This window comes from Phaeobacter sp. PT47_59 (genome assembly GCF_028890025.1).
In the GTDB taxonomy this organism is placed as follows: Bacteria; Pseudomonadota; Alphaproteobacteria; order Rhodobacterales; family Rhodobacteraceae; genus Phycobacter.
Genome location: NZ_JARCJL010000044.1, coordinates 1 through 20,659, shown reverse-complemented (window position 1 = coordinate 20,659; position 20,659 = coordinate 1). Strand labels below are relative to the sequence as shown.

Here is a 20,659-nt window from a genome sequence, read left to right as displayed (position 1 = left end):
AGTTCCGCATGGAGCCGCTGCAGCTCCGGGGTAGCCCGGTCAGGAAAGAAATAGGCCAGCGGAGAAATAGGTCCGCCTGGCATCGCCGCTGACCTGGCATCACACGAACAGCGGCGCAAGCGCGCGGCTTTGACCCGAACCCGCCCAAAGAGCGTGTCGAGATCGCGCGTGCGATAGTCATGAATGGCACGAACCGAGGCGCAATCCGGGCATACGCGGCTTTCTCGGATGATTTCCTCAACCTGATCGCAAAGAATTGCCCGCTGAATCTGTTCGACAACCCTCTTCCCATCCTCGAGGCGCAACCCGATCCCGTCTGGACAGGTCACCCGGTAGGGTCGTGAAATGCCGTCAAGCTGATGAGTGCGCTTCTCCCCGTTGTCGAAGGTAGTTTCGATTGTAATCCGTACGTCCATGGCAGCCCCACACGCAAAGAACTCACCTTAGCACGGGCCGCAACGACGAAGATGACCCCCATGTTTTGTCCACTCCCCATCCGGCCCGGGGTCCTTTTCCTGCATAGCCGAGAGCAGATCGGAAAAGAAGAGCCGGATCAGCGGCGCCAGCGGCTTCACCATGAGGGGCTGGACCACGAGATAGACCGAAAAGGGTTTCTTGCGGATCGTCCGGAAATCAAAATCCGACACCGCCGTCGCCTCATCAATCGCTGGGTTCTGCCATTGATCGAGCCCCGAGGTCATCAGAAGTGAGACATATGAGGTCAGCGTATCGTTATTGGTCGAGGCCAGCCGTGTGAAGATCAGCTTGGCGGCCCTGTTGTCGACCTCGTGCCCCCGCGCGAAATACTCCTTCTGCTTGTTCCCTCCCGAGGCCGCGATGCGGTAGATCTCGCCCAGGGTCGGGCGCTTGCGCTGGAACGCCAACAGGCCTGCGGCCACAAAGAGATCGATCCCGCCTTTCAGAAGGCCCTGCACCCGGTCGTTGTCGCTTTGCAGGAAGAGCGTCGCGAGAAGCTGCAATTCCATCTGCTGGCGGGCGGGGTCTTTCAGCTCGAAGATACGCAGGAGCGGGTTGTAGCGATGCGTGCGCTTGCCCTCCCAATCGGTGGGGGCAAAGTGGTAAACCTTGTCACCTTGGGCGGCGCGGTGCCGGGCCGTAGCCTCGAAGCATTCCCCCTTCACATCGAGCGTCACGGCGGAGCCTTGCCAGGTCAGCAAGTTTGGAATGACGAAGCCCGTGGTCTTGCCGCGACCCGTGGGGGCCACGATCAGCGCGTGGGGAAAGACCTTGGAGCAGATGTAGTTGGCGCGGGAGCCGGGCGTCCCCAGTTTGCCGAGGATGAACCCTGTCCCGGGCGCGCCGAAAAACCCATTGGCCTTCATCTCGCGGGCAGATTGCCAATGGGTCTGGCCAAACCGTGTCAGGGCGGACCCCGAGAGGGCGAGGCTCAGCATCAGGCCGGCGGCGGCGAAGCTGCCGATGATCAAGTGAATAAGTTGCGCGTCCTCCGGGCGGTGATCGAGGATCGCCAGATAGTTCTGCGCGATATAGGCAAAGTCGATCTCGGCCCCGAAGCCGAGATCCTGGTAGGTCAGCACCGCCGATGCGATGGTATAGCCCATGGCCCCGGTCACAAGCGTCACAAGCAGGACGCCCGTGGCGATCCGCGCTTTTCCCATGGCGGCGCTCAATGGACCTGGCCCCGCTCGGTCTCGCCATCCACGTCTGTCGCGCGGTGTTTTTCATATTCGGTGTCGGCAAGATCATCGACCACCTGGCGCAGGGCCTCCGTGTTGGCCGTCGCGGCATCGGATTGCAGGTAGACCTTGGCGACATAGAGCCGGTCGAGGCGGTCCTCGAGAACCTTGTCCAGCGCATCGGCATCGCCGGATGTGAGCCGCTCAAGTTGACGGTCATCCAGCACCCGCGCGATCTCGGTTCGGAAAGCGTCCCGCTCCGCCTCGGTCTCGAAAGGCGCGGACAACTCCCCCGCCCGCTCATGGTCCAGAACACGCGCAATCTCGTCTGCGAGGCGGTCGGTACGGTCAGACTGCGGCGCAGTTTCACCGCGGGCTGCGAGGAGTGCGTCGCGCGTGCCAACCCCAAGCCCCTCGCGCATCTCGGTTTCGCGGCGGACCTGATTGATGACCTCCGTGTCGCGTATCTCGACGACGGCCGCATAGGTCGCGCCGAGCCCACGGGCGAGATGGGACGGCATGTCCGGATAGCGCGCGCGCAAGTCATCCGTGACAGCATATGCAACGGGCGTGCGGACGTCGCGTCCCTCCATGATCCGGTCGACCTCGCGGGTGATCTCGCTGGCGCGGGCCGCATCGGTGATGGTCTCCCTGTAGGGTTCAGACCGGTCGATCACATCGCCGGGGCGTGCGAGCAGGTCCGGGTGTGCTTCGAGATACGCGCGCTGCTCCGTCTCGATCCGGCGCTCCGCTCGCGATACAACCTCCCAATCCCGGTCCTCGATCTGCTGCGCTGTCAGGCCGTCTGCGCGCATCTGCTGACGGATTGTCCCTTCCATCGCCCGGACCGCGTCCCGGTGATAATGGAACCGCTCGCTGATCGGTTCCGCTTCCATGACGCCATCCCGGCGCAGCACGTTCTCGCGCTCCAACAGCGTGCCAAGTTCCACATGCACGTCATTCAGGATGTCACGCGCCTGTTCCAGATCGGCGCGGCGCTCGAGGTTCAGATCGCGCGCCTCAGCCACCTTGGAGAGATCATCTGCGATCCATTGATGCTCCAGCGCGGCGCTCGAGGCCCCGGTCTCGATCCGGGCCACCACTTCGGATGTGCTGATCCCCGTGCCGCGCAGGGCCGCGTCGATCCGTGAGCGCAGGCCTGGCTCGGCAAGACGTTCTAGCTGGTTGGTGTCGATATTCGCCTCTGAGTAGACCCCGCCCTCCGACGGCACCTCAGACAGCGTGCTCGATCGCAAACCGAGAGGCTGCATGTGCTGGACCTGCGTCTGGATCTCGATGAGGCGTTTTTCCAGCACGGGACGTTCCGCGTCAGATTTTTCGGCGATCATGCCCTGCACCCGCGCGAGCTTTTCCGCATAGAGGCTTCTGAGATCCTCGAAGCTTTGATCCTCGGCCATATACACATCTCCTGTTCGGTCCACCTGCCCGCCATGCGCCAGCACCTCGCCCGCGCGGAAGAGTGCCGCGGCAATATCCTCGCGGGCTTCACGCGAAGCCTCCGCGGCAAGCGAATGGTAGACGGTTCTGGTGTTGGCGATCTCCGCCAGCGTCCGGGTCAAGTCGGCCCCCACGCGTTCGCGCTCGCGGGGCGCGCGGCCCTCGTCTTTCGCGGCGTAAACCTCGCTGGTGCGGGCTGGGTAATGCACGACGCCGCGATCCACCCGCCGCGTGGCCTCCAGCCGTACACCATACTTCTCGGCCTCCTCGACCATGGCGAGGCGGAAGTCGTCATAGTTGAAGCGGTGGTTGCGCCCCAGAAAGAAGAACTCGCCTTCCTGCGAGCGGCGGTTCAGCACCAAATGCGCATGCGGGTGATCGCGGTCCTCATGCACCGCGATGATGTAGTCGAAATGCCCCGCGTCGGTCTGGAAGAACCGCTCGGCCACATCCGTCGCGATGTCGCGCACATCCTCCCCGCGCGTGCCGATGGGGAAGGACATGAGCATGTGGGTGGTCTGCCCAAGCTTGGGCTTGAAGCCCGCATCCCACCGCTTGGCAAAGCGCTCGGTCAGATCCTTGATGTCACCCGCCTCGAGCTTCGTCTTGCCATCCAAGAACCCGCTACTGTCCACGATATGGGTGGACTTGGTGGTGAGGTAATCGAGCTGGTTTGCGAGCTGCGATTTGGTATGCGTTCCCCCGCCCCGGATCGCCTTGAAGACCGCTGGCCGGTGGCCTGCTGCCGCGCGCACAAGCTGGGTCTGCTTGGCCACGTGCAGCCCCTGCATTGAGCCCCGGACGCGGCTCCAGCCATCCCGAAACACCTCGCCCGTGACGGCATGGACGGCATCATTCAGCTGCATGCGCAAACTCCCTCAGCGCGGCCGTGGCCTGCAGCTGCATCGCATCCCGACGGCGGCGCAGGAGCAGGTCGATCTCGTCAGCGGAATCCAGGATGAACCGCGCCAGCCCGCGCATCTGTGCGAGGCGCAATTCGGTGAACTCCGAGCCGGCCCCCTGCCCTTGCCGATTGGCCTGCGTCATCTGTTTGGCGATCTGCGCGACCCCATTGCCGACCTCGTGCAGCGAGGCGCGGTAGCGCGCCATCTCAGCTGCCATCTGCGCGTCCGGAACGAACACCCCGCCTGCCGCCTGAATGAGCCGCCGCAGCCCCTCGGCCCGGCTTTCGATCCCCGCCTTCGCCAGCACCGCGTCGAGCGCCTCAAGCTCCGCAGCCGTGACCTTCACACTGACCGCTGAGACCGGAATTGCGGCATCCGTCTGGCGCTCGGCATCGGCTTTGAGCGTGTACTGGATCGCCCGCACCGAAACGCCAAACCGTTCCGCCAGCACTGAAGTGGAAACGCCTTCCGCAGCTTCGCGAACGATCTCCATGCGGTCCGCATCTGTGAGACGTTTTGAGCGCGACATGCGAAGAAAGACCCCCTATTTCCTGCCACCTTCCACCAAGGCTGCCCCTACCTTACGATATTATACCAAGCTGTCAATTATATACTTACGTCGCATCCAGGCTCAGGCAGCCTTGGTGTCCGCTTCACGCCGCGGCCCGCAGGGACGCGGCTCTGCCGCCCTCACCTCCAAGCGACACCTGTCCCAGGGGTCCCGTCCGCCAGCCCCGCCCGAGGCTCTGGCCGAACACGCATGTGTTCGGACGGAACCGCGGGCGGGCGCAAACCCCACCGACAGGGCGGACAGGCAGGGTCAAGGAGGGCCAGATTTGGATCCCCAAATCTCTGCCGCAAAAACCGGGAGGCCCTGGCCGATAGGTTTTTGTGGATGGCCCCCTTGAGGCTGACTGGCCGGTCTGTCGCGGCCTGATCATTCCGGGCGGAGTGCGTCCGTTGAACGCGCAGGGACCGGCATCCCTGGAACAGGGATCGGGCCGCCCCAAGATCGTCCTGGGGCGGCCCATCCTCGTCAGAGGATTTAGTCCTGGGGATCTTTCGCGCTCGGTGGGAACATCACCAGCTCCGAGACCGCGACCGGGAAGTCGAGCTTGAGGCTGAAGAACTCCGTTCCATCCCCGTTGCGGGTGTTGCGAAACATCGCACCCACGCGCTGAAAACGGGTGCGCTCCTGGCCATCGGTATCGGTGAACTTGACGGGGACGGTGGCGACGTAGTGGTTGGTCATTTGGGTTACTCCTTGTTGCGATGGGGATCACCCAGCACGGGGGCAACAGGTCCGGTCGCAAGCGCAAATGCGGAGGGTCCGCGGCCAGCCGTGGAAGCCGTATTTGTGCTTGCCGAAGCGTGAGCTGAGGGCACGATTGGGCCGACCCCGTGCGATCCACATCTATGAGCAAAAAGGAGTGATCCGGATGACCCTTGCCAACACGCAGCCGCCACCATCCGCGTCCGCGTCCCGCCGATCCTGGCCGGGGTGCTGACGGAGCCCGCCCGCGTGGATGCGATGTTCCGAAACACGCCCCGAGGGACGTGCAGGTGTTCAGCCTCATATGCGACGTCTCGACCCCTCGCGTATTGCGCTGCTTTCGATGTGCGTGAGGTGCGTACCATCCCCAGCCCGTACCGATGCGGATGGGCCGCACTCTGACGGACCGGGTAGAGGGATAACGCTGCTGGCCGCCGCAGACTACCGATCACGCGTGACCGACCGCACGCGCCATGAGACATGACGAAAGGGCCGCGCCAAGCGCGACCCCCTCTCTTCAATCCTGCGCAGCCTTCTTCGCCGGGTCCGCAACCCGCATGACCGTCAGACCTTTCGCTTCCGCCTTCTGCCCGAGGTTCAGCGCGACCCCGTTGCCGCCGAAGAGTACAACCCCCGTCGCCGCGAACTTGTCGTCCAGCATTTCGTCGTTGCACTTGAACGGTGCCGCCCGCCCGTGCGCGGACCAGCGCGGATCGAAGCGCGCCTGCGCGACCCCGCGTGCCCGGGCCCACCGGGCCGCAATCATCTCCGCCCCGTGCTTGCCACCCTTGTGGCAGAGGAAGATCTCCTGGTTGCGGTTCTGCTTGATCCGTTCGCGAACCTTGTCGAGCGTGTTGAAGATCACATCAACATCGGTCCAGTCGGTGGCGCCTGAGACGATCAGGGGCACCCCCTCGACTTTCGACTTCTCGGCAGTCTCGCGGTCGTGCTGCTCCAGCAGCTGCCGCGCCTCGAAGACCGCCCCGGTCTCTTTCGCCCGGACGCTTGCGCGCGATCCGGCTGCCGGGATGTAGGCGTGGCCCGTCTCGATCTCGTAGCATTCCGCCGCCGCCTCGCTCATCACCTCGATGGCGCTCACAATCTCGCGCAGTTGCACAAAGCGCGCCTGCGCCTCTTCGAGCGCGGTCTCGGCGATTTCCGATCCGTCGTGGGATTTTGCCAGCGCGCCGATCTTGTCGGCGGTGCGGTCGACCTCCTTGCCGAGTGCCACCTTGCGGCGCTGCAGGATCGTCGCGAGCCCATGGGCCAGCGGTTCGATTTCTGCTTCAAGCCCGGTCCCGCGCAGCTGGCCGAGCAAAGCCTCGAAGCTCTCGCGGACGATGTGGTCGGTCAGAACGTGATCCTCCGGGATCGGCAGCTGCGCGTCCTTTTCAGTCAGTCCGAAAAGTTCGATGGTCTCGTAGGTGTTTGCAGTGTCGTAAGCCATGTCTGGTCTCCAGTGTTCGGTTCCAAGGCCACCACGTGAGTGTGGGGGCATGGCCGAATGCCTGGTTTCCGAATCTGCCCGGGTCAGGGACGGCGTAGCCGCCGGCTTGCCGGGCGCAAAAGTTTTCCGCGCGCGGCACCCGACACTTGCGCGCGCTTGCGCACGGGACCGCCCCGCGCCACCGGCTCCGCCCTCGCCGAAAAGTTTTGCGATCCTTGACGCGGGCTGATTTGGGGGCCATCCGGAGGATATGCTTCCGCGCTCATGTGTGTGTGTTTTGACGGTAGGTTTGCCCGACCCGAGCAGGCAAACGGCCCGACCGGACGCGGGAGACGGATGGAGTGGCGGGATCGTTTTGTCCTAAGGCCAAAACAGACCAGAGCGCAATCCGGCGGAGCGACCGGGGAGGGACGTGCTCGCGAGGCGGGCAAACCGGGATGCCGGGCGCAACGCCGCGGTGAGGCCGCATGGCCGAATGCGCGACGGACCGAAGGGCCGTTCTCCCCTGCGACACGCGAAGCCGAGCTGGGGAGGCCGCAAGGCTCTGGCCAGGGTTGATGTGCTGGCGACGCCGCTACCGACTATACGGATTACTTGTCCAAGCATTCGATGTAATGGGCGGGTAGCGGAAGTTCGCTGTAATTGGCTCCAATGGCCGCAAAGCGCAGCCATGATCAAGTCTCGGCGCACCGAACTGACATCCCGCGTTGCCTCACCGTTCGGTGCCCCGTCTACAATGTTGACATCGTCAGCGCGGACACTATTATACATTATTGCCTTATGACCGGTGCTCCCTGACCTGGCCTCAGTCGCCTCGTTACAGCCCGGTCTTCTAATTTCTGGACATCGCCGTATCAACATTGAAGTACCTCAAGCAGCACAAGTCGATCGATGAATGCATCGACATCATGTTGATGAGGGGTATGGAAATCCCTGACCGAGGCCATGCCGAGCGCTCCCTGCACCGCATCGGATACTACCGACTCAGCGCGTTTGGGTATCCTTATCGTGACTTCTGCCCGATCCCAACTCCAGACGGCGAGACGGAGCAGAAGGTTCGATGCGACAAGTTCAAAGAGGGTACGTCCTTCGATCAGGCTATCAACTTCTATCTCTTCGACAAAACCTTGCGCATCGAGCTTCTGGACGCGATTGAGCGCATCGAGATCGCGGTTAGAACCGCGATGATTGAAGTCCTTGGGGAGCTGGGACCACATGCGCATCGCGACAGACGCTCATACAAGGATCGCTTCAGCGAAAAGGGCGAAGATGGCAGCACGCCTCTCGAGCTCTTCATAGCCGGACTGGATCAGCACTTCAGAAGCTCTAAAGAGGACTTCGCGAAGCACTTCTCACTAAAGTACTTTGGTCCTCCACCGATTTGGATCGAGGCTGGGACATGGACCTGGGGCAACCTGACCCACATTATCGCCCACCTGTCCGACAAAAACAAAATGGCAATCGCGGCGCGTATTCACCCGGACCTCCCCATGAAGACATTCGCTTCATGGATCACAGCGCTCAATGACGTCCGCAACAGCTGCGCACATCACGCCCGAACGTGGAACAAGCCCTTGGTTAACAGCCCTGGGGTTCCCCCAAAAACGACATTTGGACAGCTCGACCACCTCCGCCAGCCCAGGATGGGGGACGATGCGCCCACGAAAAAGATTTACAGCGCGATCGTCATCATGATCTTCATGCTGCGGCAGTATTATCCGCGCACCAGGTGGCACATCCGTCTTCGCGACAAGATCTTGACCCAAGACCTCCCTTACGAAATTCGTCCGCAGACAGCCGGGTTCCCGGAGGGCTGGGAGTACGAGGCCATCTGGAACTGACCCGCCGACTTCCTGCTATCCGACATTGCCGCACGATGTCCCAAAAGGCCGGTTCAGAAAAGCTGCGTTGCAGGTCAGTCACAGCGACCCGTGCGCCCTTCTTTATGAGGAATGGGTTGGCGCTACGTTCCGCAAGGAAGGGTGGAAAGTGGTGGTTCCCTGCGTATTAGTTAAAGTGGCAGAGAAACGCGGAAGCAAACTTGATTATACTGAGATCCCGATACGTTCGAAGAATGCTCGGTTGCGTGACTTAGCGGACTCGAGAACGTCTTTGAAAGACGAGACCTCGATAAAAATCGAATAGGACGCGTCCCACGAATAGTATGTGTTTGAACCCGCCTTTCGGTGGAAGTTCCCGAGAGCCTTCATGACATCACGTAGCTTGGGTGTTATATCCGCGATGATGTGACACATGAACGGCGTAGTTTCTTCGATTGAGCGTATGGGAGTCCCGTCATACTTGATCGCCTCACCAGACTTCCGCATGTCTTCAACATATTTTCGGACTTGCGTGATGGGGTTTTTCTCCAAAGTGTAGTTGTCGATTTTCGGACGCTTGAATTCTACAATAGTGATTGGGGAAGACTTGTCTTCATTTTCAAAGCCAAGGCCAAGGTCGAAAATGGAGACGTCTGGCCTATCTTTTGGGTGAGTGGGATCTGACACTTGCTTTTCCATGCGGGTGTCAGAGTTGAAATATGAGTAGAATGCCAGTCGGTCGTCAACGATCCATAAATTGTGATCGTCGTAATCCAAATCCGAGGAAGTGGATTTCAGAGGGCAGATTATGTCGTGGAGAACGTCCTCATACTCGGAATCTTGATCTGTATTAGGCTTGAATTTCAAGCTCTCTTCGAACACATCGAGAACCAACTTGCGCTTCATGACATATTCAGCAAGCGACGACACCGACTCTTGCTTGAGTTCTGCGACATACTCTTTGGCCTTCGCCTCCACGTCAGGCAACTTCTTCTCAATTGACCGTTTGAAAGCATTCTTACGGCGTTCATATTGACGCAGCGACTGACGGGACATTTCCACAAATATGTCCTCTTTCCGGTTCGTGCCGTAATGGAGCGTTTCCGCGACTTCAGCATCCGTACCTTGAATACTAAGGAAACGAGGATGCTCGATGCGGAGGGCGCTGACAATGCCTGTCTGCTTCTCTCGAATCTCAGCGAGTTCGGGGGCGAGGAACTCCTTGACGCGCTCTTTCGCCTGATCGACGATGCTCTCAATCTCATCTTCTGACAAAGAGAAGTCCGTTCTTGTGTCATTCACAGATTCATCGAGGGCCGCACTTTCAATATACCCAAGGAATGCGAATTTACTATCAATAGCCTTAAGGCCAATCACCCCGTCCATGTCGAACCGTTTTACAGCACGTCCGTTTGCTCCAAGGTAAAGTGCGTTCGTGCTTCTTTCGTCGTCAGAGATTGCTTTGGGAAGCAGAAAACAGTGGCAGACAAAATCTTCGGACCCGCCAGAAGCGGATAAAGTGAACCGATAATCTGCATCGCGCTCAACTGATTCTGAGAATGCCTCGAACAGGTCTATCTCGGCATCAACATCACAGACCGTAATTTTTGGATGACTGATATTGATGAAGTAACTTATGAAATGAGCCAAAAGCCGATTTGTGATCGTGCTTGCCTTCTTCGGTATGTGCAGAGCGTAGTCACGTTTGTAGGGAGTCAACTGAATAATTGAGCCTGGAGTGCTTTGATCCGCTGGCGCAAGGGTCAGATTGTCCGTTGGGTTGGAAACCTTGAAATCAAAAGAAATAGAACGACCGATGGACCCGTCATCGTAAACACTTTGAATACGCACCTCGTCCAGCACCTTGAGCCAAACAAGGCGCCCTACGCCTTTTCCGCCAATCTTTTCTTTGGCACGTGAGTCCATTCGGCGAAAAGACTCGAGATTGCTTTCGTTAAAGCCAATTCCATTGTCAGAAATAGTAAAGCCTTCCATCTCCCCAGATTCAGTGCGGTGCAGTTCGATTGTGACTTCGCCCTTGCTGAGATTATCCTTGCCAAATCTGTCTTCGACGGCGTGAATGGAGTTCATCACAGCTTCAAAAAGTGGGAAAAGTGAGTTCTTGGCATTCGGAGCAAGCGATAAGTTTCGAATGCGCCCTGCGGGGTCGTTGTCCCAGCCGGTTTGAATTCGAACGTCCATGCTATTTGCTCCCGCCTGCCCTCAGTGGCACTATGACTGCGTAGCTGCTAGGGCGCAATCCGACACTTTTCCTTGGCCCTGACCTGCGAGCCCACTTGCCGAGCAAGTTCTGGTCCTCTCCACCTCTTCTCTGTTTACGAGAGGAGAGAACAACAACGTGGGCCATTTCCATCTTTCGAGAAGTCACGGCAACCGTTCAGAGCACTTTCTTGGCAAGATCATGAAGCATACGCTGCACCAAACGAGGTCGATCGGCAGCTTAGGCCCGATTGCACTGTTTCAGTTCAGATCGACGCCGCCGAGGCGCGGCGCATGGACATGCGTTCGGATTAGGAACGCAGCGCCCGCGCCCGCGATAGCGCCGAAGAGATGCGCCTCCCACGACACGCCGGGTTGGCCCGGAAGAACGCCCCAGAGAATAGAGCCATAGAGGACACCGACCACCAGCGCCGCGCCCAGCGTGATCGGAGAGCGATCCACAAGACCGCGCGCGATGAGGAAGCCAAACCAGCCGAAGATCAGCCCCGACGCACCGATATGGATCGCCGAGCCGCCGAACAACCACACGAGACCGCCCCCTAGGCCGATCACCACGGCGTTCACCGACAGCAAGCCTCGCGTGGTCGTTGCCACCAGCAGCCCACCCATCACCAGGAGCGGCGGCGTATTGGCCATCAGGTGCGAGAAACTCCCATGCAGGAGGGGCATAGCGATGACACCATCCAACCCGCTGCCGTGCCTGGGGATCAGGCCGAAGGCCGGGTTCAGGCCGTAGCCGGTGATCCAATTGACGACTTGGATCGCCCAGAGCAGCGCGACAAAAGCGGCAAGCGCCGCGGTGCGCCGGAAGAAGACGCGCATGTGATCCCAGTTCATCATGTTGGCGACAGTAGTCGTCCCCACAGCGCCTTCAACGGCTTTCGCGCGCTGCACAGGGTGCCACCTCCGGGAAAGGGGATTCGCGGCGGCCAACCTCGGTAGGGCTCAAGCCAAGAGAATGGCTCCGATCTTACACGGTGTTCCCAGGCCGCAGCGGCATGATTTCACGCTCGGGGCGCTTCAACGCTTCGGCATATTTGCGGGCATTGTCATCGATCGTGCTGTGCCAGAGCTTCGAGACGAACGCCCGGGCGTCTTGCACCGTCATGTCCTTCAGCGAAGAGGACAGCGCCATGAAGAGCTCATCCTCGCTGATCGCGGCGGCATAGTGCATGGCGTCCGCGTAAAATGAAGGGTCGTTCAGGACCTGTTGGCTTAGCGGCATCAGCGCGAGGTTCTCTTCCGGGATCGCCATGAAGATCGTGTCCTGCAGGTCGGTCAGATACGCACGCCGCGAGGTGGACACCGGCTTTCCTGCTGCCTGGGGTCTGCTCCGGCTCAGTGCAAAACCCTACGTTAAGAAATATTTTTCCCTGACGCTGGCACCCTTTGCGGAATTTACATTGAGACACGAGCTGAGATGCACGAGTTCGCTATCTGAGAGCCTATTTTACATCCGTTTTACAAACCTGCGTTTGTGAAAGCCGCCATTCGCTGCGCTGCGCATAAAATCACACAGTGCGGGACTTTTCGGGCTTTCGCTGCGCCGTTCACGAAGGTCCGTTGCCCCCTCTTCTTTAGGGTGGACTAAGCATCGAGTAACGCATCGATCACCGCGCATTCTGGGGCAGCATCGCCGGTGCATCGCGCAACAGTGTCCGACAGGACGCGCTCGATGCGCTGCAGATCGGCAATCTTGGCCTGAACGTCAGTCAGATGATCTTCGGCGATGATCTGCACCTCGGCGCATGTCCGGGATCGGTCATCGACCAGCCCAAGCAGCCCGCGAACCTCTTCGAGAGAAAAGCCTAGATCGCGGGACCGCATGACGAATTTCAGCCGCTTGACGTGGGCATCGTCGTAGCTTCGGTAGCCCTTCGTACTGCGCGGCGGGTCCGGCATGATCCCGATTTTCTCGTAATAGCGAATGGTTTCCAGGTTGCAGCCCGTTGCGCGGGCCAAATCGCCCCGCCGAATTGATCTCACGCTTGTGTTACTCATTGTGCCGAAAAATCCCTTGAGCCTGTATCAACTACAGACCCTAGAACGGTGGAAACATCTGTTCAAGGAAGATTCGATGGAACAACATTTGGCGGAACTTCCGCAATCTCAGTCGCAGAAAATTGGCGACGAAACCACCAAGGGATGGGGCGTGACCGGCCTCGGCGTCCTCGGTGCGCTGGCGATGACTTCTTGCTGCATCCTTCCATTGGTGCTGGTCAGCTTTGGCGTGACAGGCGTGTTCATCGCGCAGCTCGGGGCGCTCTATGCCTACAAATGGTACACCTTCGCGCTGAGCGCCGCGTTTTTGGGATACGGCTTCTACAAGGCTTACAAGCCTGTAGATGCCGAGGCCTGTGCCGATGGCACCTGCGCCCGCCCCATCGACCGCCGCATCATGCGCGCAACCCTCTGGGCCGCTTCCGCGATTGTCGCTGTCGCCATGATCTTTCCCTACATCACCCCCTTCATCCTGAAATTCTGAACGAGGACCATGACCATGAAGCATCTCCTGTTATCCGCCCTGGCCATCGTCGCACTCTCGACCCCGGCCCTCGCTGAAGAGCGCCAGGTCGAGATCGCCGTCAGCGAACTGACATGCCCGTCCTGTTCGTTCATTGTTGCCAGCTCGATGCGCGGTGTTCCGTCGGTCGAGATCGCCGCATTCGAGGACGGCCCCGAATACGGGCAGGGTGTTTACAGCGTGACCTACGATGACGCCGAAACTTCCATCGAAAGCATCATCGGCGCGGTGACGGCCAATGGCTATCCGGCGCAGGTGCTGCCCGACACAGCCTCCTGAGCCGCCTGCAATGCGTGACAATCTGATGGGTGGCCTGCTGGCCTTCGGAATAGCAGCTCCGGTCGTGGTCGTCTGCTGCGGCGGCGGAACTGCCGTGCTTGCAGCGTTGTTCGGCGGCGTTGGGGCTTGGCTCTCTGGAATGAGTGGCATTGCCGTGCTGGTTTTGGCGGGTCTGACCTACCTGATCGTCCGCGCACTGCGTCGTTCGCAAATGAAACGCGCCTCCGGCCCCGACCCATCACAAAGAAAGACGGCTCCTTGACTGACACACCTGAAAATTCCGACCGTCTGCTGAAATGGGGGCTTGGCGGTGCGCTCTTCGCCGCGCTCTGCTGCTTTACACCGCTTCTGGTCGTCATCGTCGCTGGCGTCGGATTGTCGGCCCTCACGGGCTGGCTCGATTACGCCCTGTTCCCGCTGCTGTTTTTCAGCCTCGCCGTGGTGGCACAGGCCCTTTGGCTGCGCGCTGGCAAACCGGGACCGGCCCCGAAACTTTGGGCCACCGGCCTCGCGGTGGCCCTGTCGATCCTGATCATTCTTCTCGAATTCAGGTTCGCAATACGGATCACAATCGGCGTTTTCGCCGCCACAGCACTCTACGCGGTTCTCCTGAACCGTGCGCAAAAGAAAGGATCGCTCTTATGATGATGGGATGTTGCACCGCCACCGGCATGGTCTTCGGCCTCCTCGGCATGTTGACACCGCTGATCGCCATCGGCGCGGTCATATATCTGCTCGCCGCCAGACCAAAAGACCCCGAACATGGCGAGGCGCGCTGAGATGAAAGACCTGAACAAAAACGACGATGAACAGGGCGGCTATGACCTGATCGTTCTTGGGGCCGGATCGGCGGGGTTCTCCGCCGCAATTACCGGCGCGGATGCCGGAAAGCGTGTCGCCCTCGTAGGACATGGCTCCATCGGCGGAACTTGCGTCAACGTGGGATGCGTGCCCTCCAAGGCGATGATCCGTGCGGCAGAGGCCGTGCACTGTGCGGGGGCTGCCAAGCGGTTCCCCGGCCTGTCGGGACGGGCACAAGTGGATGATTGGCAGACGCTCGTTCAGTCCAAGGACGATCTGGTCACGACCCTGCGCCAGAAGAAATACGCGGACCTTCTGCCGGAATATGAGGATGTCGATTACATCGACGCCGGTCCCGCGCGGCTGATCGAAGGTGGCGTGACAGTCGGTGAGCGAACCCTGAAAGCACCGAGGACCATCATCGCCACGGGCGGGCGTCCCGTTCTGCCGACCATCGACGGCATCGAGGAAATCGGCGCGCTCAACAGCACCAGTCTTCTGGAACTCGAAGTACTGCCGAAAAGCCTGATCTTCATCGGCGCGGGCTACATCGGCGCGGAGCTGGCCCAGATGATGAGCCGCATGGGCGTGAAGGTCACGCTTGTCGCCCGTTCGCATCTGTTGCCCGGCGCGGAACCAGAGGTCTCGGAGGCATTGGCGGCGGCGTTCGAGGCTGAAGGCATCACCCTTCTGACCGGGTTAAGCTACGACACTGTGCGCCGCGACGACGCGGGCGTGACACTGCGCGTGATCCAGAACGGAAAGCCTGTCGAAGTGACGGCGGATCACCTCGTTTCGACCGCTGGCAGGCGGGCCAATACCAAAGATATGGGCCTGGACGCAATCGGCGTGGAAACCGACGCGCGTGGGTCCATCGTCGTCGGCGAGGACATGCAGACATCGGTGCGCGGCATCTATGCCGCAGGCGATGTGACCGACCGCGACCAGTTCGTCTATATGGCGGCCTATGGTGCAAAGCTCGCGGCCAAAAATGCGGTTCTCGGCGAAGACCATCGCTACGACAACGCCGCGATGCCCTGGGTGGTGTTTTCCGACCCGCAGGTCGCGGGCGTCGGTCTCGGTGAAGCCCAGGCGCGGGACGCGGGCCTCGACGTCAAGACGTCCATCGTACCGCTCGATCAGGTGCCGCGCGCACTGGCCGCACGCGACACGCGCGGATTGATCAAGCTGGTGGCGGACAGAAAGTCCGACCGGCTGCTTGGCGGCCAGATCATCGCGCCCGAGGGGTCCGATACGATCCAGACCCTCGTTATGGCGCTGAAGTTTGGCATGACCACAAAGGCGCTCGGGGAGACGATCTTCCCCTATCTGACGACCGTGGAAGGGCTGAAGCTGGCGGCGCAAACCTTCGATATGGACGTGGCAAAGTTGAGCTGCTGCGCCGGATGAAGATCAGGACAAGGACCGGAGAATGAATGAAGACTACGACCTGATCGTCATCGGGGCGGGCATGGCGGGCGTGGCCGCGGCCAACAAATGTGGCGCGGCAGGATGGCGTGTCGCCATTGTCGATGCGCTGCCCTACGGCGGCACCTGCGCATTGCGCGGCTGCGATCCAAAGAAAATCCTGCGGCGCGGTGCGGAAATCATGGACGCGGCACGGCTCATGCAGGGCAAGGGGATCGATCCCGGTGATCTGTCGATCAACTGGGCCGATCTGATGGCACACAAGCGTGGCTTCACCGATCCCGTGCCGGACAAGATGGAAAAGGGCCTGTCGGGCAACGGCGTCGAAACCCTGCATGGAGCCGCGCGGTTCACGGGAAGCAACACGCTGGAGGTCGATGGAACGGCATATCAGTCGGAACGGTTCCTCGTGGCCGCCGGTGCCATGCCCAGGCCGCTGAGCTTCACAGGGGCCGATCTCGTGATCGACAGCACGGATTTCCTCAACCTGGAGGCCCTTCCCAATCGGGTTCTTTTTATCGGTGGCGGCTTCGTGTCCTTCGAGTTTGCGCATATCGCCGCACGGGCCGGAGCCAACCCGATCATCGTGGATCGTGGCGCCCGGCCCTTACGCGGCTTCGATCCCGATCTGGTCGAAATGCTGATCGACCGCAGCGGCGGTATCGGCGTGGACCTGATGCGCGAAACCGAAATCGTGTCGGTCTCGGAAGCCAGTAGAGCATTCACTGTCGAGGTGAAGTCGGGCGATGAAACCCGAACAATCGAAACCGATCTGGTCGTGCATGGCGCGGGCCGTGTGGCAGCCCTGGCCGATCTGAATCTTGAGGCGGCTGGTGTTGATTACAGCGACAAGGGCATCGTTGTAGCCCCGCATCTGCAAAGCACGACAAACAGCGCGGTCTTTGCCGCCGGAGATTCCGCCGACACCGATGGCATGCCGCTGACGCCAGTCGCAGTGATCGAAGGGAAGGTCGCGGCCTCCAACATGCTCAAAGACACTCAGACCGCACCGGATTATGCCGGTATTCCTACAGCCGTCTTCACAGTCCCGGAAGTGGCGCGTGTCGGCATGTTGGAAAGTGAGGCAAGGGACGCCGGGTATGATGTCGATGTTCGGTTCACCGACACTGGCGATTGGTATTCGAACTACCGGATCGGCGAGACCTCTGCTGCCGCGAAGGTCCTCGTGGACAAGTCGAACGGCAAGATCCTCGGCGCGCACCTGTTCGGCCCGGAATACGGCGAACTGATCAATTTCTTCGGGCTGGCAATCAAGCTGGGCCTGGCGGCCAAGCAACTTAAGTCGATGACGGCGGCCTATCCAAGTGTTGGATCGGATTTGGGCTCGCTTCTCTGAATTTGAAAGATTTTTCGCAATAGACCCGATCCTCCTCGGAACGTATGTCTGGCCCGATGAAGACGGTTCTTATCTACTTCGCCGCTGCGCTGGCCGAAATTGCCGGATGCTTTGCTTTCTGGGCCTGGTTCCGGCTGGACAAGAGCGTGTTTTGGTTGGCACCGGGCATGCTGTCCCTTGCCGCTTTCGCCTGGCTACTGGCGCTCAGCCCCGCCGATCAGGCGGGCCGCGCCTATGCAGTCTACGGTGGCGTTTACATCGTATCGTCCCTGCTGTGGCTATGGGGCGTAGAAGGGCATCGCCCGGATCAATGGGATGTAGTTGGAGCGGTCATTTGCCTTGTCGGTGCGGGTATTATTCTCTGGGCACCGCGCAGTATTTGAGAGGCAGCCGCAGACGGGGTGAAGCGCTGAATCGTTCGATTAGATCGCCTTTTGGTTCACGCGTTCCGACAACTCGGCGCTGCTTTCCCTCCGCATCGCGGCTGCGATCAAGCAGGTTTTCTACCGCCCTCGAAAGCAGCGATACATCCTTTACGCAGCATCGGTCAAAGTGGGCTCTGAACTGCCGTTCGCTGTATCGAGAAGGAACGACCGGTTTTGCTTAACGTAGGATTTAGCACTGAGCCGGAGCAGACCCCTGCCTTGGCGTCCAGATATGCCTGCCTTGTCCTGTCGAGCTTCGACCTTGCATGGGTCATGATGACATCACGCTGTCGTTCAGGCAGCGCAAATCCGGTGCAACGCACGATATGAGCAAGAAGCTCTTCAACCTCGGCGTCTACATCAAAGCTCTCGAACCACGGAGCTTTTCCCAGTCTCGCCACCATGTGCCTACCCTCGTCCTCTCAATAATATATTATCGTATATCATATTCAGCAGATCGCAAGCAGATGTGTGCGTCGTACCGCCAGACATGGAAAAAGGGGAACCGTGGTCCCACGGCTCCCCTTTCGGTTCGTATCGTTTTATCTCGCGCGCCGATTAGGCGACCAACGACAGCCCCGTGCCTGCATCCTGCGGCTGCTCACCGCTGTCGATGAACGGGATGATCGAGAAGGTCTGCCCACCGCGCTGTTCTTCGTTCTGCACGGCGTTCACGCGCAGGTCGCCATCGGGCGTGTTGATCAGCAGCGACAGGTAGTCATTGCCCGTGCGGCTGCTTTTCGCCATCCAGGCCGAGCCGACGCGGATCGGTGTGCCCCGGGGCGAGCTGACCTCGATCCGGTAATCGGGGTGAGTCTCCTCGGATTTATAGCTGTTCTCGATCAGCATGAATTCCAGATCGAACATCATGTTGGCGATGTAGCCGGTGAAGGCGTTGTCGGCGTCCATAGCGGTGAGCTCGCCCGAGATCGAGCCGGATTTCATCAGGCCGTTCGAGACCAGCGGGATGATCTCGAATTCGCCGCTCTGGGCCGCGCGCGCCTCTTTCGTCTGCACCGCATTGACCCGGAACGGGCCCAAGCCGACATCGATCTGCATCGAGATGTAAGGGTTTCCGCTGGTATTGCCGGTCTCGTTCCAGGCCGTGCCGATGCGCACCTTGCGGCCTGATTTGTTGACTGCCGTTACGTCAAAATCCGGGCTGCGTTCGGACATCTTCGGGCGGTTTTCAAGCTGGATGGCGATATCGAAACGTGTCGAATGGATCATGCCGGTGTACTGAGCGGCTGCGGTCTCGACGTTGCGGGTGAGGGTTCCTGCGAACATGGGATGGTTCCTTTTGGATTGGCCGGTGCCTGACGTTTTTGCCAACGCATCCGGGATTGCTTTCTCGACCCCTTGAGGGATCACAAATCAGAAAGCCTGCTTTCCTTTCAGCCCCGCCCACGGGTCAAAGCTGCCGTCCGAGTGGGAATGCCCCCGCGCCTCCGGGTGCTACGCCCCTCCCCTGCCCGTCTGGTCTTGATTGGTTGCCCGGATTTTCTGCGGCGTCCTTCGATTGCGCGACGAAAAACTCCGTTTCTTTTCCGTTCAACCGGTGCCCGCCCCGGTCGGTCAGACCGATGCAGCTACCATTCGGCACATAGGTGATGAGGTACTGACCGAGCCGGTCCTTGTGGACGACGTAGCCGGTATTGGCCCAATGCACGGTCTGGCCCGCATCGACGGCCGCCTTGATATCATTGAGTGTCATGCGATCCTCCTCAAGAAGAATGGTGGGGAAACGACGCAAGAAGCCCGATCTTCCAACCGGGCTTCCATACAGTATTCGTTTGGCAAACGGCCGAGAGCTGTCAGGCGCTTTGCGTGGCCCGCGTCGCGCGCGCCGCCATCCAATCTTTCAGGCCAAGAACCGTTCGTCCGGCGGCGACCTCGGAGGCCCAGGCAACCCTTGGGTCGCCGCAGGGCTCATCGCCGGAATGCCGGTCGATGTGGCCATTGGCCATCCATGGCTCAGGCTGTATCCGTCGCAGCCAGTCCGCCATGCTCGGGATGCGGCCCTGGCAGTCTTCACGGATATGCTGCTCGCCGATCCAGCGCACGGGGATGTCGCGGCCCGCACTATTGGTCAGTGTCAGGCCAAAAACCCGTTCGGCCTCAAAAAGGCCTTGCGCATGGTGACGCATGGCTCTGTGCGTGAAGAGCGCGAGGTGCTCTTTGGAAGCGTCGAACCAGTCGTGGACGGCTTGATAGTCGGACGGCACCCCGCCGAATTTCCGGGCAGAGCTTTCGGCATGATGAAGCGGATGGGCCATCTCACAGCCCCTCGTCATAGCTGTGCGAGCATTCGACATAGCGGTCGGCATGATCCAAGGTGACACTGTCGGCGGTGATGTCCCAGGTCAGCGTGCCGTAGCCGCCCTCGTTGTTTTCGAACCCCGGGTGATGGTGATAGGCGAGCGACCAGGCGAAGTCGCCAACCTCTGTGGCAAGCGGCTCCGGCAGTTGGACCTCTGCAGGCTGCACCGTCACATCCTCGACATTGCCGGAGTCGCCATAGCCTTCGTATTCGACAGCGACCTCGCTGATGCCAAGCGCACGTAGTTGCGCGAGCAGCTCCACTCTGGATGCCTTCAAGGTGGTTTCGCGCTCTGCACGCCACTGAGCCGCCATTGCGGCATAGTCGATCTGGGGATTGGTCATGGGTCTGTCCTCTTATCTGAATTTGGGGGGGCCGGGCCTGGCATTGGTCAGCGCGCGCCCGGAAAGCGCAGATCGGCCAAATCCCATCCACGCCGCCCGACCGGAAGCTCGCTTTGACTTTTCAGGCGGCTTGTTCTGCCACCTTGGCGACTCGCTGCCCCACGATCCGGGCCAGAATGCTTCCCGTGTCGATCCCGTCCCCATGCGGCAGGAACACACGCAACTGGAAGGCGATGATCTCGGTGAAGCAGCCGAGCGCCTTGAGGCCATCGATCATGCCCCGATCCGCACCGCCCAACTCAAGGCGCATCTCGCCTGCGACCCGGCGACGGGTCAGGGTCAGACCCCGGCCCAGATCGATTGGCGCTGTGGTGCCCAA

Annotated in this window: 21 protein-coding genes and 3 pseudogenes; 9 read left to right on the top strand and 15 right to left on the bottom strand. The window is 60.4% G+C overall.

Annotated features, from left to right (window positions below; genetic code table 11):
• The 6 genes and pseudogenes from PXK01_RS21310 to PXK01_RS21285 form a co-directional block, all read right to left on the bottom strand.
• A pseudogene (locus tag PXK01_RS21310) lies at nucleotides 1–416 on the bottom strand (ISKra4 family transposase); the annotation flags it as partial.
• A gap of 69 nt (nucleotides 417–485) precedes the next feature.
• Nucleotides 486–1,640 (bottom strand): annotated as a pseudogene (locus tag PXK01_RS21305) (type IV secretory system conjugative DNA transfer family protein); the annotation flags it as partial.
• Nucleotides 1,641–1,648: 8 nt separating this feature from the next.
• The gene (locus PXK01_RS21300; protein ID WP_274861648.1) at nucleotides 1,649–3,982 is read right to left on the bottom strand and encodes a relaxase/mobilization nuclease domain-containing protein; all 2,334 of its coding nucleotides are present in this window, start codon (nucleotides 3,980–3,982) and stop codon (nucleotides 1,649–1,651) included.
• A complete protein-coding gene (locus PXK01_RS21295; protein WP_065323582.1) occupies nucleotides 3,969–4,550 on the bottom strand; it encodes a helix-turn-helix domain-containing protein in 582 nt (193 codons plus the stop codon). Before PXK01_RS21295 ends, PXK01_RS21300 begins: the two co-directional genes overlap by 14 nt.
• Before the next feature lie 516 nt (nucleotides 4,551–5,066).
• A complete protein-coding gene (locus tag PXK01_RS21290; RefSeq protein WP_090525678.1) occupies nucleotides 5,067–5,273 on the bottom strand; it encodes a hypothetical protein in 207 nt (68 codons plus the stop codon).
• Between the two features lie 538 nt (nucleotides 5,274–5,811).
• Nucleotides 5,812–6,741: a DUF2493 domain-containing protein gene (locus PXK01_RS21285; protein ID WP_090525676.1), complete on the bottom strand. Its 930-nt coding sequence runs from the start codon at nucleotides 6,739–6,741 to the stop codon at nucleotides 5,812–5,814.
• 860 nt (nucleotides 6,742–7,601) lie between these two features.
• Between PXK01_RS21285 and PXK01_RS21280 the strand changes: the two genes are divergently transcribed.
• Nucleotides 7,602–8,582 carry an Abi family protein gene (locus tag PXK01_RS21280; RefSeq protein WP_072702319.1) on the top strand — a complete coding sequence of 327 codons (981 nt, stop codon included), beginning with the start codon at nucleotides 7,602–7,604 and terminating at the stop codon, nucleotides 8,580–8,582.
• A gap of 204 nt (nucleotides 8,583–8,786) precedes the next feature.
• Here PXK01_RS21280 and PXK01_RS21275 read toward each other — a convergent pair whose 3' ends face one another.
• The 4 genes from PXK01_RS21275 to PXK01_RS21260 all read right to left on the bottom strand — a co-directional run bounded on the left by PXK01_RS21275 (nucleotide 8,787) and on the right by PXK01_RS21260 (nucleotide 12,803).
• Nucleotides 8,787–10,763, bottom strand: a complete 1,977-nt coding sequence (locus PXK01_RS21275; protein WP_072702316.1) for an ATP-binding protein — start codon at nucleotides 10,761–10,763, stop codon at nucleotides 8,787–8,789.
• Nucleotides 10,764–11,042: 279 nt separating this feature from the next.
• The gene (locus PXK01_RS21270) at nucleotides 11,043–11,624 is read right to left on the bottom strand and encodes a rhomboid family intramembrane serine protease (protein WP_072702366.1); all 582 of its coding nucleotides are present in this window, start codon (nucleotides 11,622–11,624) and stop codon (nucleotides 11,043–11,045) included.
• 148 nt (nucleotides 11,625–11,772) lie between these two features.
• Nucleotides 11,773–12,108 (bottom strand): hypothetical protein, encoded by a 336-nt coding sequence (locus PXK01_RS21265; RefSeq protein ID WP_234994812.1) that lies wholly within the window; start codon nucleotides 12,106–12,108, stop codon nucleotides 11,773–11,775.
• Between the two features lie 281 nt (nucleotides 12,109–12,389).
• Nucleotides 12,390–12,803: a MerR family transcriptional regulator gene (locus PXK01_RS21260; RefSeq protein ID WP_153218054.1), complete on the bottom strand. Its 414-nt coding sequence runs from the start codon at nucleotides 12,801–12,803 to the stop codon at nucleotides 12,390–12,392.
• A gap of 88 nt (nucleotides 12,804–12,891) precedes the next feature.
• Here PXK01_RS21260 and PXK01_RS21255 point away from each other — a divergent pair, with 88 nt between their 5' ends.
• From PXK01_RS21255 to PXK01_RS21220, 8 genes are read left to right on the top strand one after another with little or no spacing between them, the layout of a single operon-like run.
• Nucleotides 12,892–13,287 carry a mercuric transporter MerT family protein gene (locus PXK01_RS21255; RefSeq protein ID WP_425427228.1) on the top strand — a complete coding sequence of 132 codons (396 nt, stop codon included), beginning with the start codon at nucleotides 12,892–12,894 and terminating at the stop codon, nucleotides 13,285–13,287.
• Nucleotides 13,288–13,302: 15 nt separating this feature from the next.
• Nucleotides 13,303–13,605 (top strand): hypothetical protein, encoded by a 303-nt coding sequence (locus PXK01_RS21250; RefSeq protein WP_040545980.1) that lies wholly within the window; start codon nucleotides 13,303–13,305, stop codon nucleotides 13,603–13,605.
• 10 nt (nucleotides 13,606–13,615) lie between these two features.
• On the top strand, nucleotides 13,616–13,867 hold the full coding sequence (locus PXK01_RS21245; protein ID WP_072629817.1) for a hypothetical protein: 252 nt from the start codon (nucleotides 13,616–13,618) through the stop codon (nucleotides 13,865–13,867).
• A complete protein-coding gene (gene merF, locus PXK01_RS21240) occupies nucleotides 13,864–14,250 on the top strand; it encodes a mercury resistance system transport protein MerF (RefSeq protein ID WP_007803570.1) in 387 nt (128 codons plus the stop codon). Before PXK01_RS21245 ends, merF begins: the two co-directional genes overlap by 4 nt.
• On the top strand, nucleotides 14,247–14,384 hold the full coding sequence (locus tag PXK01_RS21235) for a hypothetical protein (protein ID WP_007803572.1): 138 nt from the start codon (nucleotides 14,247–14,249) through the stop codon (nucleotides 14,382–14,384). Before merF ends, PXK01_RS21235 begins: the two co-directional genes overlap by 4 nt.
• A gap of 1 nt (nucleotide 14,385) precedes the next feature.
• Entirely contained in the window at nucleotides 14,386–15,816 is a 1,431-nt protein-coding gene (gene merA / locus PXK01_RS21230; protein WP_274861640.1) for a mercury(II) reductase, read from the top strand.
• A 22-nt stretch (nucleotides 15,817–15,838) separates the two neighbouring features.
• Entirely contained in the window at nucleotides 15,839–17,191 is a 1,353-nt protein-coding gene (locus tag PXK01_RS21225) for a dihydrolipoyl dehydrogenase family protein (RefSeq protein ID WP_017467591.1), read from the top strand.
• Nucleotides 17,192–17,247: 56 nt separating this feature from the next.
• Nucleotides 17,248–17,574, top strand: coding sequence for a YnfA family protein (locus tag PXK01_RS21220; protein WP_040546036.1), 327 nt, complete (start codon nucleotides 17,248–17,250; stop codon nucleotides 17,572–17,574).
• Between the two features lie 600 nt (nucleotides 17,575–18,174).
• Here PXK01_RS21220 and PXK01_RS21215 read toward each other — a convergent pair.
• From PXK01_RS21215 to PXK01_RS21195, 5 genes and pseudogenes are all read right to left on the bottom strand, one after another.
• On the bottom strand, nucleotides 18,175–18,903 hold the full coding sequence (locus PXK01_RS21215; RefSeq protein ID WP_090525093.1) for a DUF736 family protein: 729 nt from the start codon (nucleotides 18,901–18,903) through the stop codon (nucleotides 18,175–18,177).
• 124 nt (nucleotides 18,904–19,027) lie between these two features.
• Nucleotides 19,028–19,330 carry a hypothetical protein gene (locus tag PXK01_RS21210; RefSeq protein ID WP_090525091.1) on the bottom strand — a complete coding sequence of 101 codons (303 nt, stop codon included), beginning with the start codon at nucleotides 19,328–19,330 and terminating at the stop codon, nucleotides 19,028–19,030.
• 100 nt (nucleotides 19,331–19,430) lie between these two features.
• The gene (locus PXK01_RS21205; RefSeq protein ID WP_090525089.1) at nucleotides 19,431–19,892 is read right to left on the bottom strand and encodes a DUF6915 family protein; all 462 of its coding nucleotides are present in this window, start codon (nucleotides 19,890–19,892) and stop codon (nucleotides 19,431–19,433) included.
• A 1-nt stretch (nucleotide 19,893) separates the two neighbouring features.
• Nucleotides 19,894–20,280, bottom strand: coding sequence for a DUF6878 family protein (locus tag PXK01_RS21200; protein WP_090525086.1), 387 nt, complete (start codon nucleotides 20,278–20,280; stop codon nucleotides 19,894–19,896).
• A 121-nt stretch (nucleotides 20,281–20,401) separates the two neighbouring features.
• Nucleotides 20,402–20,659: pseudogene (locus PXK01_RS21195) on the bottom strand (strawberry notch C-terminal domain-containing protein); the annotation flags it as partial.

What these genes read in the sequence shown, in the direction of transcription:
- PXK01_RS21300 (WP_274861648.1), bottom strand. Translation starts at nt 3,982, where the DNA reads ATGCAGCTGAATGATGCCGTCCATGCCGTCACGGGCGAGGTGTTTCGG.
- PXK01_RS21295 (WP_065323582.1), bottom strand. Translation starts at nt 4,550, where the DNA reads ATGTCGCGCTCAAAACGTCTCACAGATGCGGACCGCATGGAGATCGTT.
- PXK01_RS21290 (WP_090525678.1), bottom strand. Translation starts at nt 5,273, where the DNA reads ATGACCAACCACTACGTCGCCACCGTCCCCGTCAAGTTCACCGATACC.
- PXK01_RS21285 (WP_090525676.1), bottom strand. Translation starts at nt 6,741, where the DNA reads ATGGCTTACGACACTGCAAACACCTACGAGACCATCGAACTTTTCGGA.
- PXK01_RS21275 (WP_072702316.1), bottom strand. Translation starts at nt 10,763, where the DNA reads ATGGACGTTCGAATTCAAACCGGCTGGGACAACGACCCCGCAGGGCGC.
- PXK01_RS21270 (WP_072702366.1), bottom strand. Translation starts at nt 11,624, where the DNA reads ATGCGCGTCTTCTTCCGGCGCACCGCGGCGCTTGCCGCTTTTGTCGCG.
- PXK01_RS21260 (WP_153218054.1), bottom strand. Translation starts at nt 12,803, where the DNA reads ATGAGTAACACAAGCGTGAGATCAATTCGGCGGGGCGATTTGGCCCGC.
- PXK01_RS21250 (WP_040545980.1), top strand. Translation starts at nt 13,303, where the DNA reads ATGAAGCATCTCCTGTTATCCGCCCTGGCCATCGTCGCACTCTCGACC.
- PXK01_RS21245 (WP_072629817.1), top strand. Translation starts at nt 13,616, where the DNA reads ATGCGTGACAATCTGATGGGTGGCCTGCTGGCCTTCGGAATAGCAGCT.
- PXK01_RS21235 (WP_007803572.1), top strand. Translation starts at nt 14,247, where the DNA reads ATGATGATGGGATGTTGCACCGCCACCGGCATGGTCTTCGGCCTCCTC.
- merA (WP_274861640.1), top strand. Translation starts at nt 14,386, where the DNA reads ATGAAAGACCTGAACAAAAACGACGATGAACAGGGCGGCTATGACCTG.
- PXK01_RS21225 (WP_017467591.1), top strand. Translation starts at nt 15,839, where the DNA reads ATGAATGAAGACTACGACCTGATCGTCATCGGGGCGGGCATGGCGGGC.
- PXK01_RS21220 (WP_040546036.1), top strand. Translation starts at nt 17,248, where the DNA reads ATGAAGACGGTTCTTATCTACTTCGCCGCTGCGCTGGCCGAAATTGCC.
- PXK01_RS21215 (WP_090525093.1), bottom strand. Translation starts at nt 18,903, where the DNA reads ATGTTCGCAGGAACCCTCACCCGCAACGTCGAGACCGCAGCCGCTCAG.
- PXK01_RS21210 (WP_090525091.1), bottom strand. Translation starts at nt 19,330, where the DNA reads ATGACACTCAATGATATCAAGGCGGCCGTCGATGCGGGCCAGACCGTG.
- PXK01_RS21205 (WP_090525089.1), bottom strand. Translation starts at nt 19,892, where the DNA reads ATGGCCCATCCGCTTCATCATGCCGAAAGCTCTGCCCGGAAATTCGGC.
- PXK01_RS21200 (WP_090525086.1), bottom strand. Translation starts at nt 20,280, where the DNA reads ATGACCAATCCCCAGATCGACTATGCCGCAATGGCGGCTCAGTGGCGT.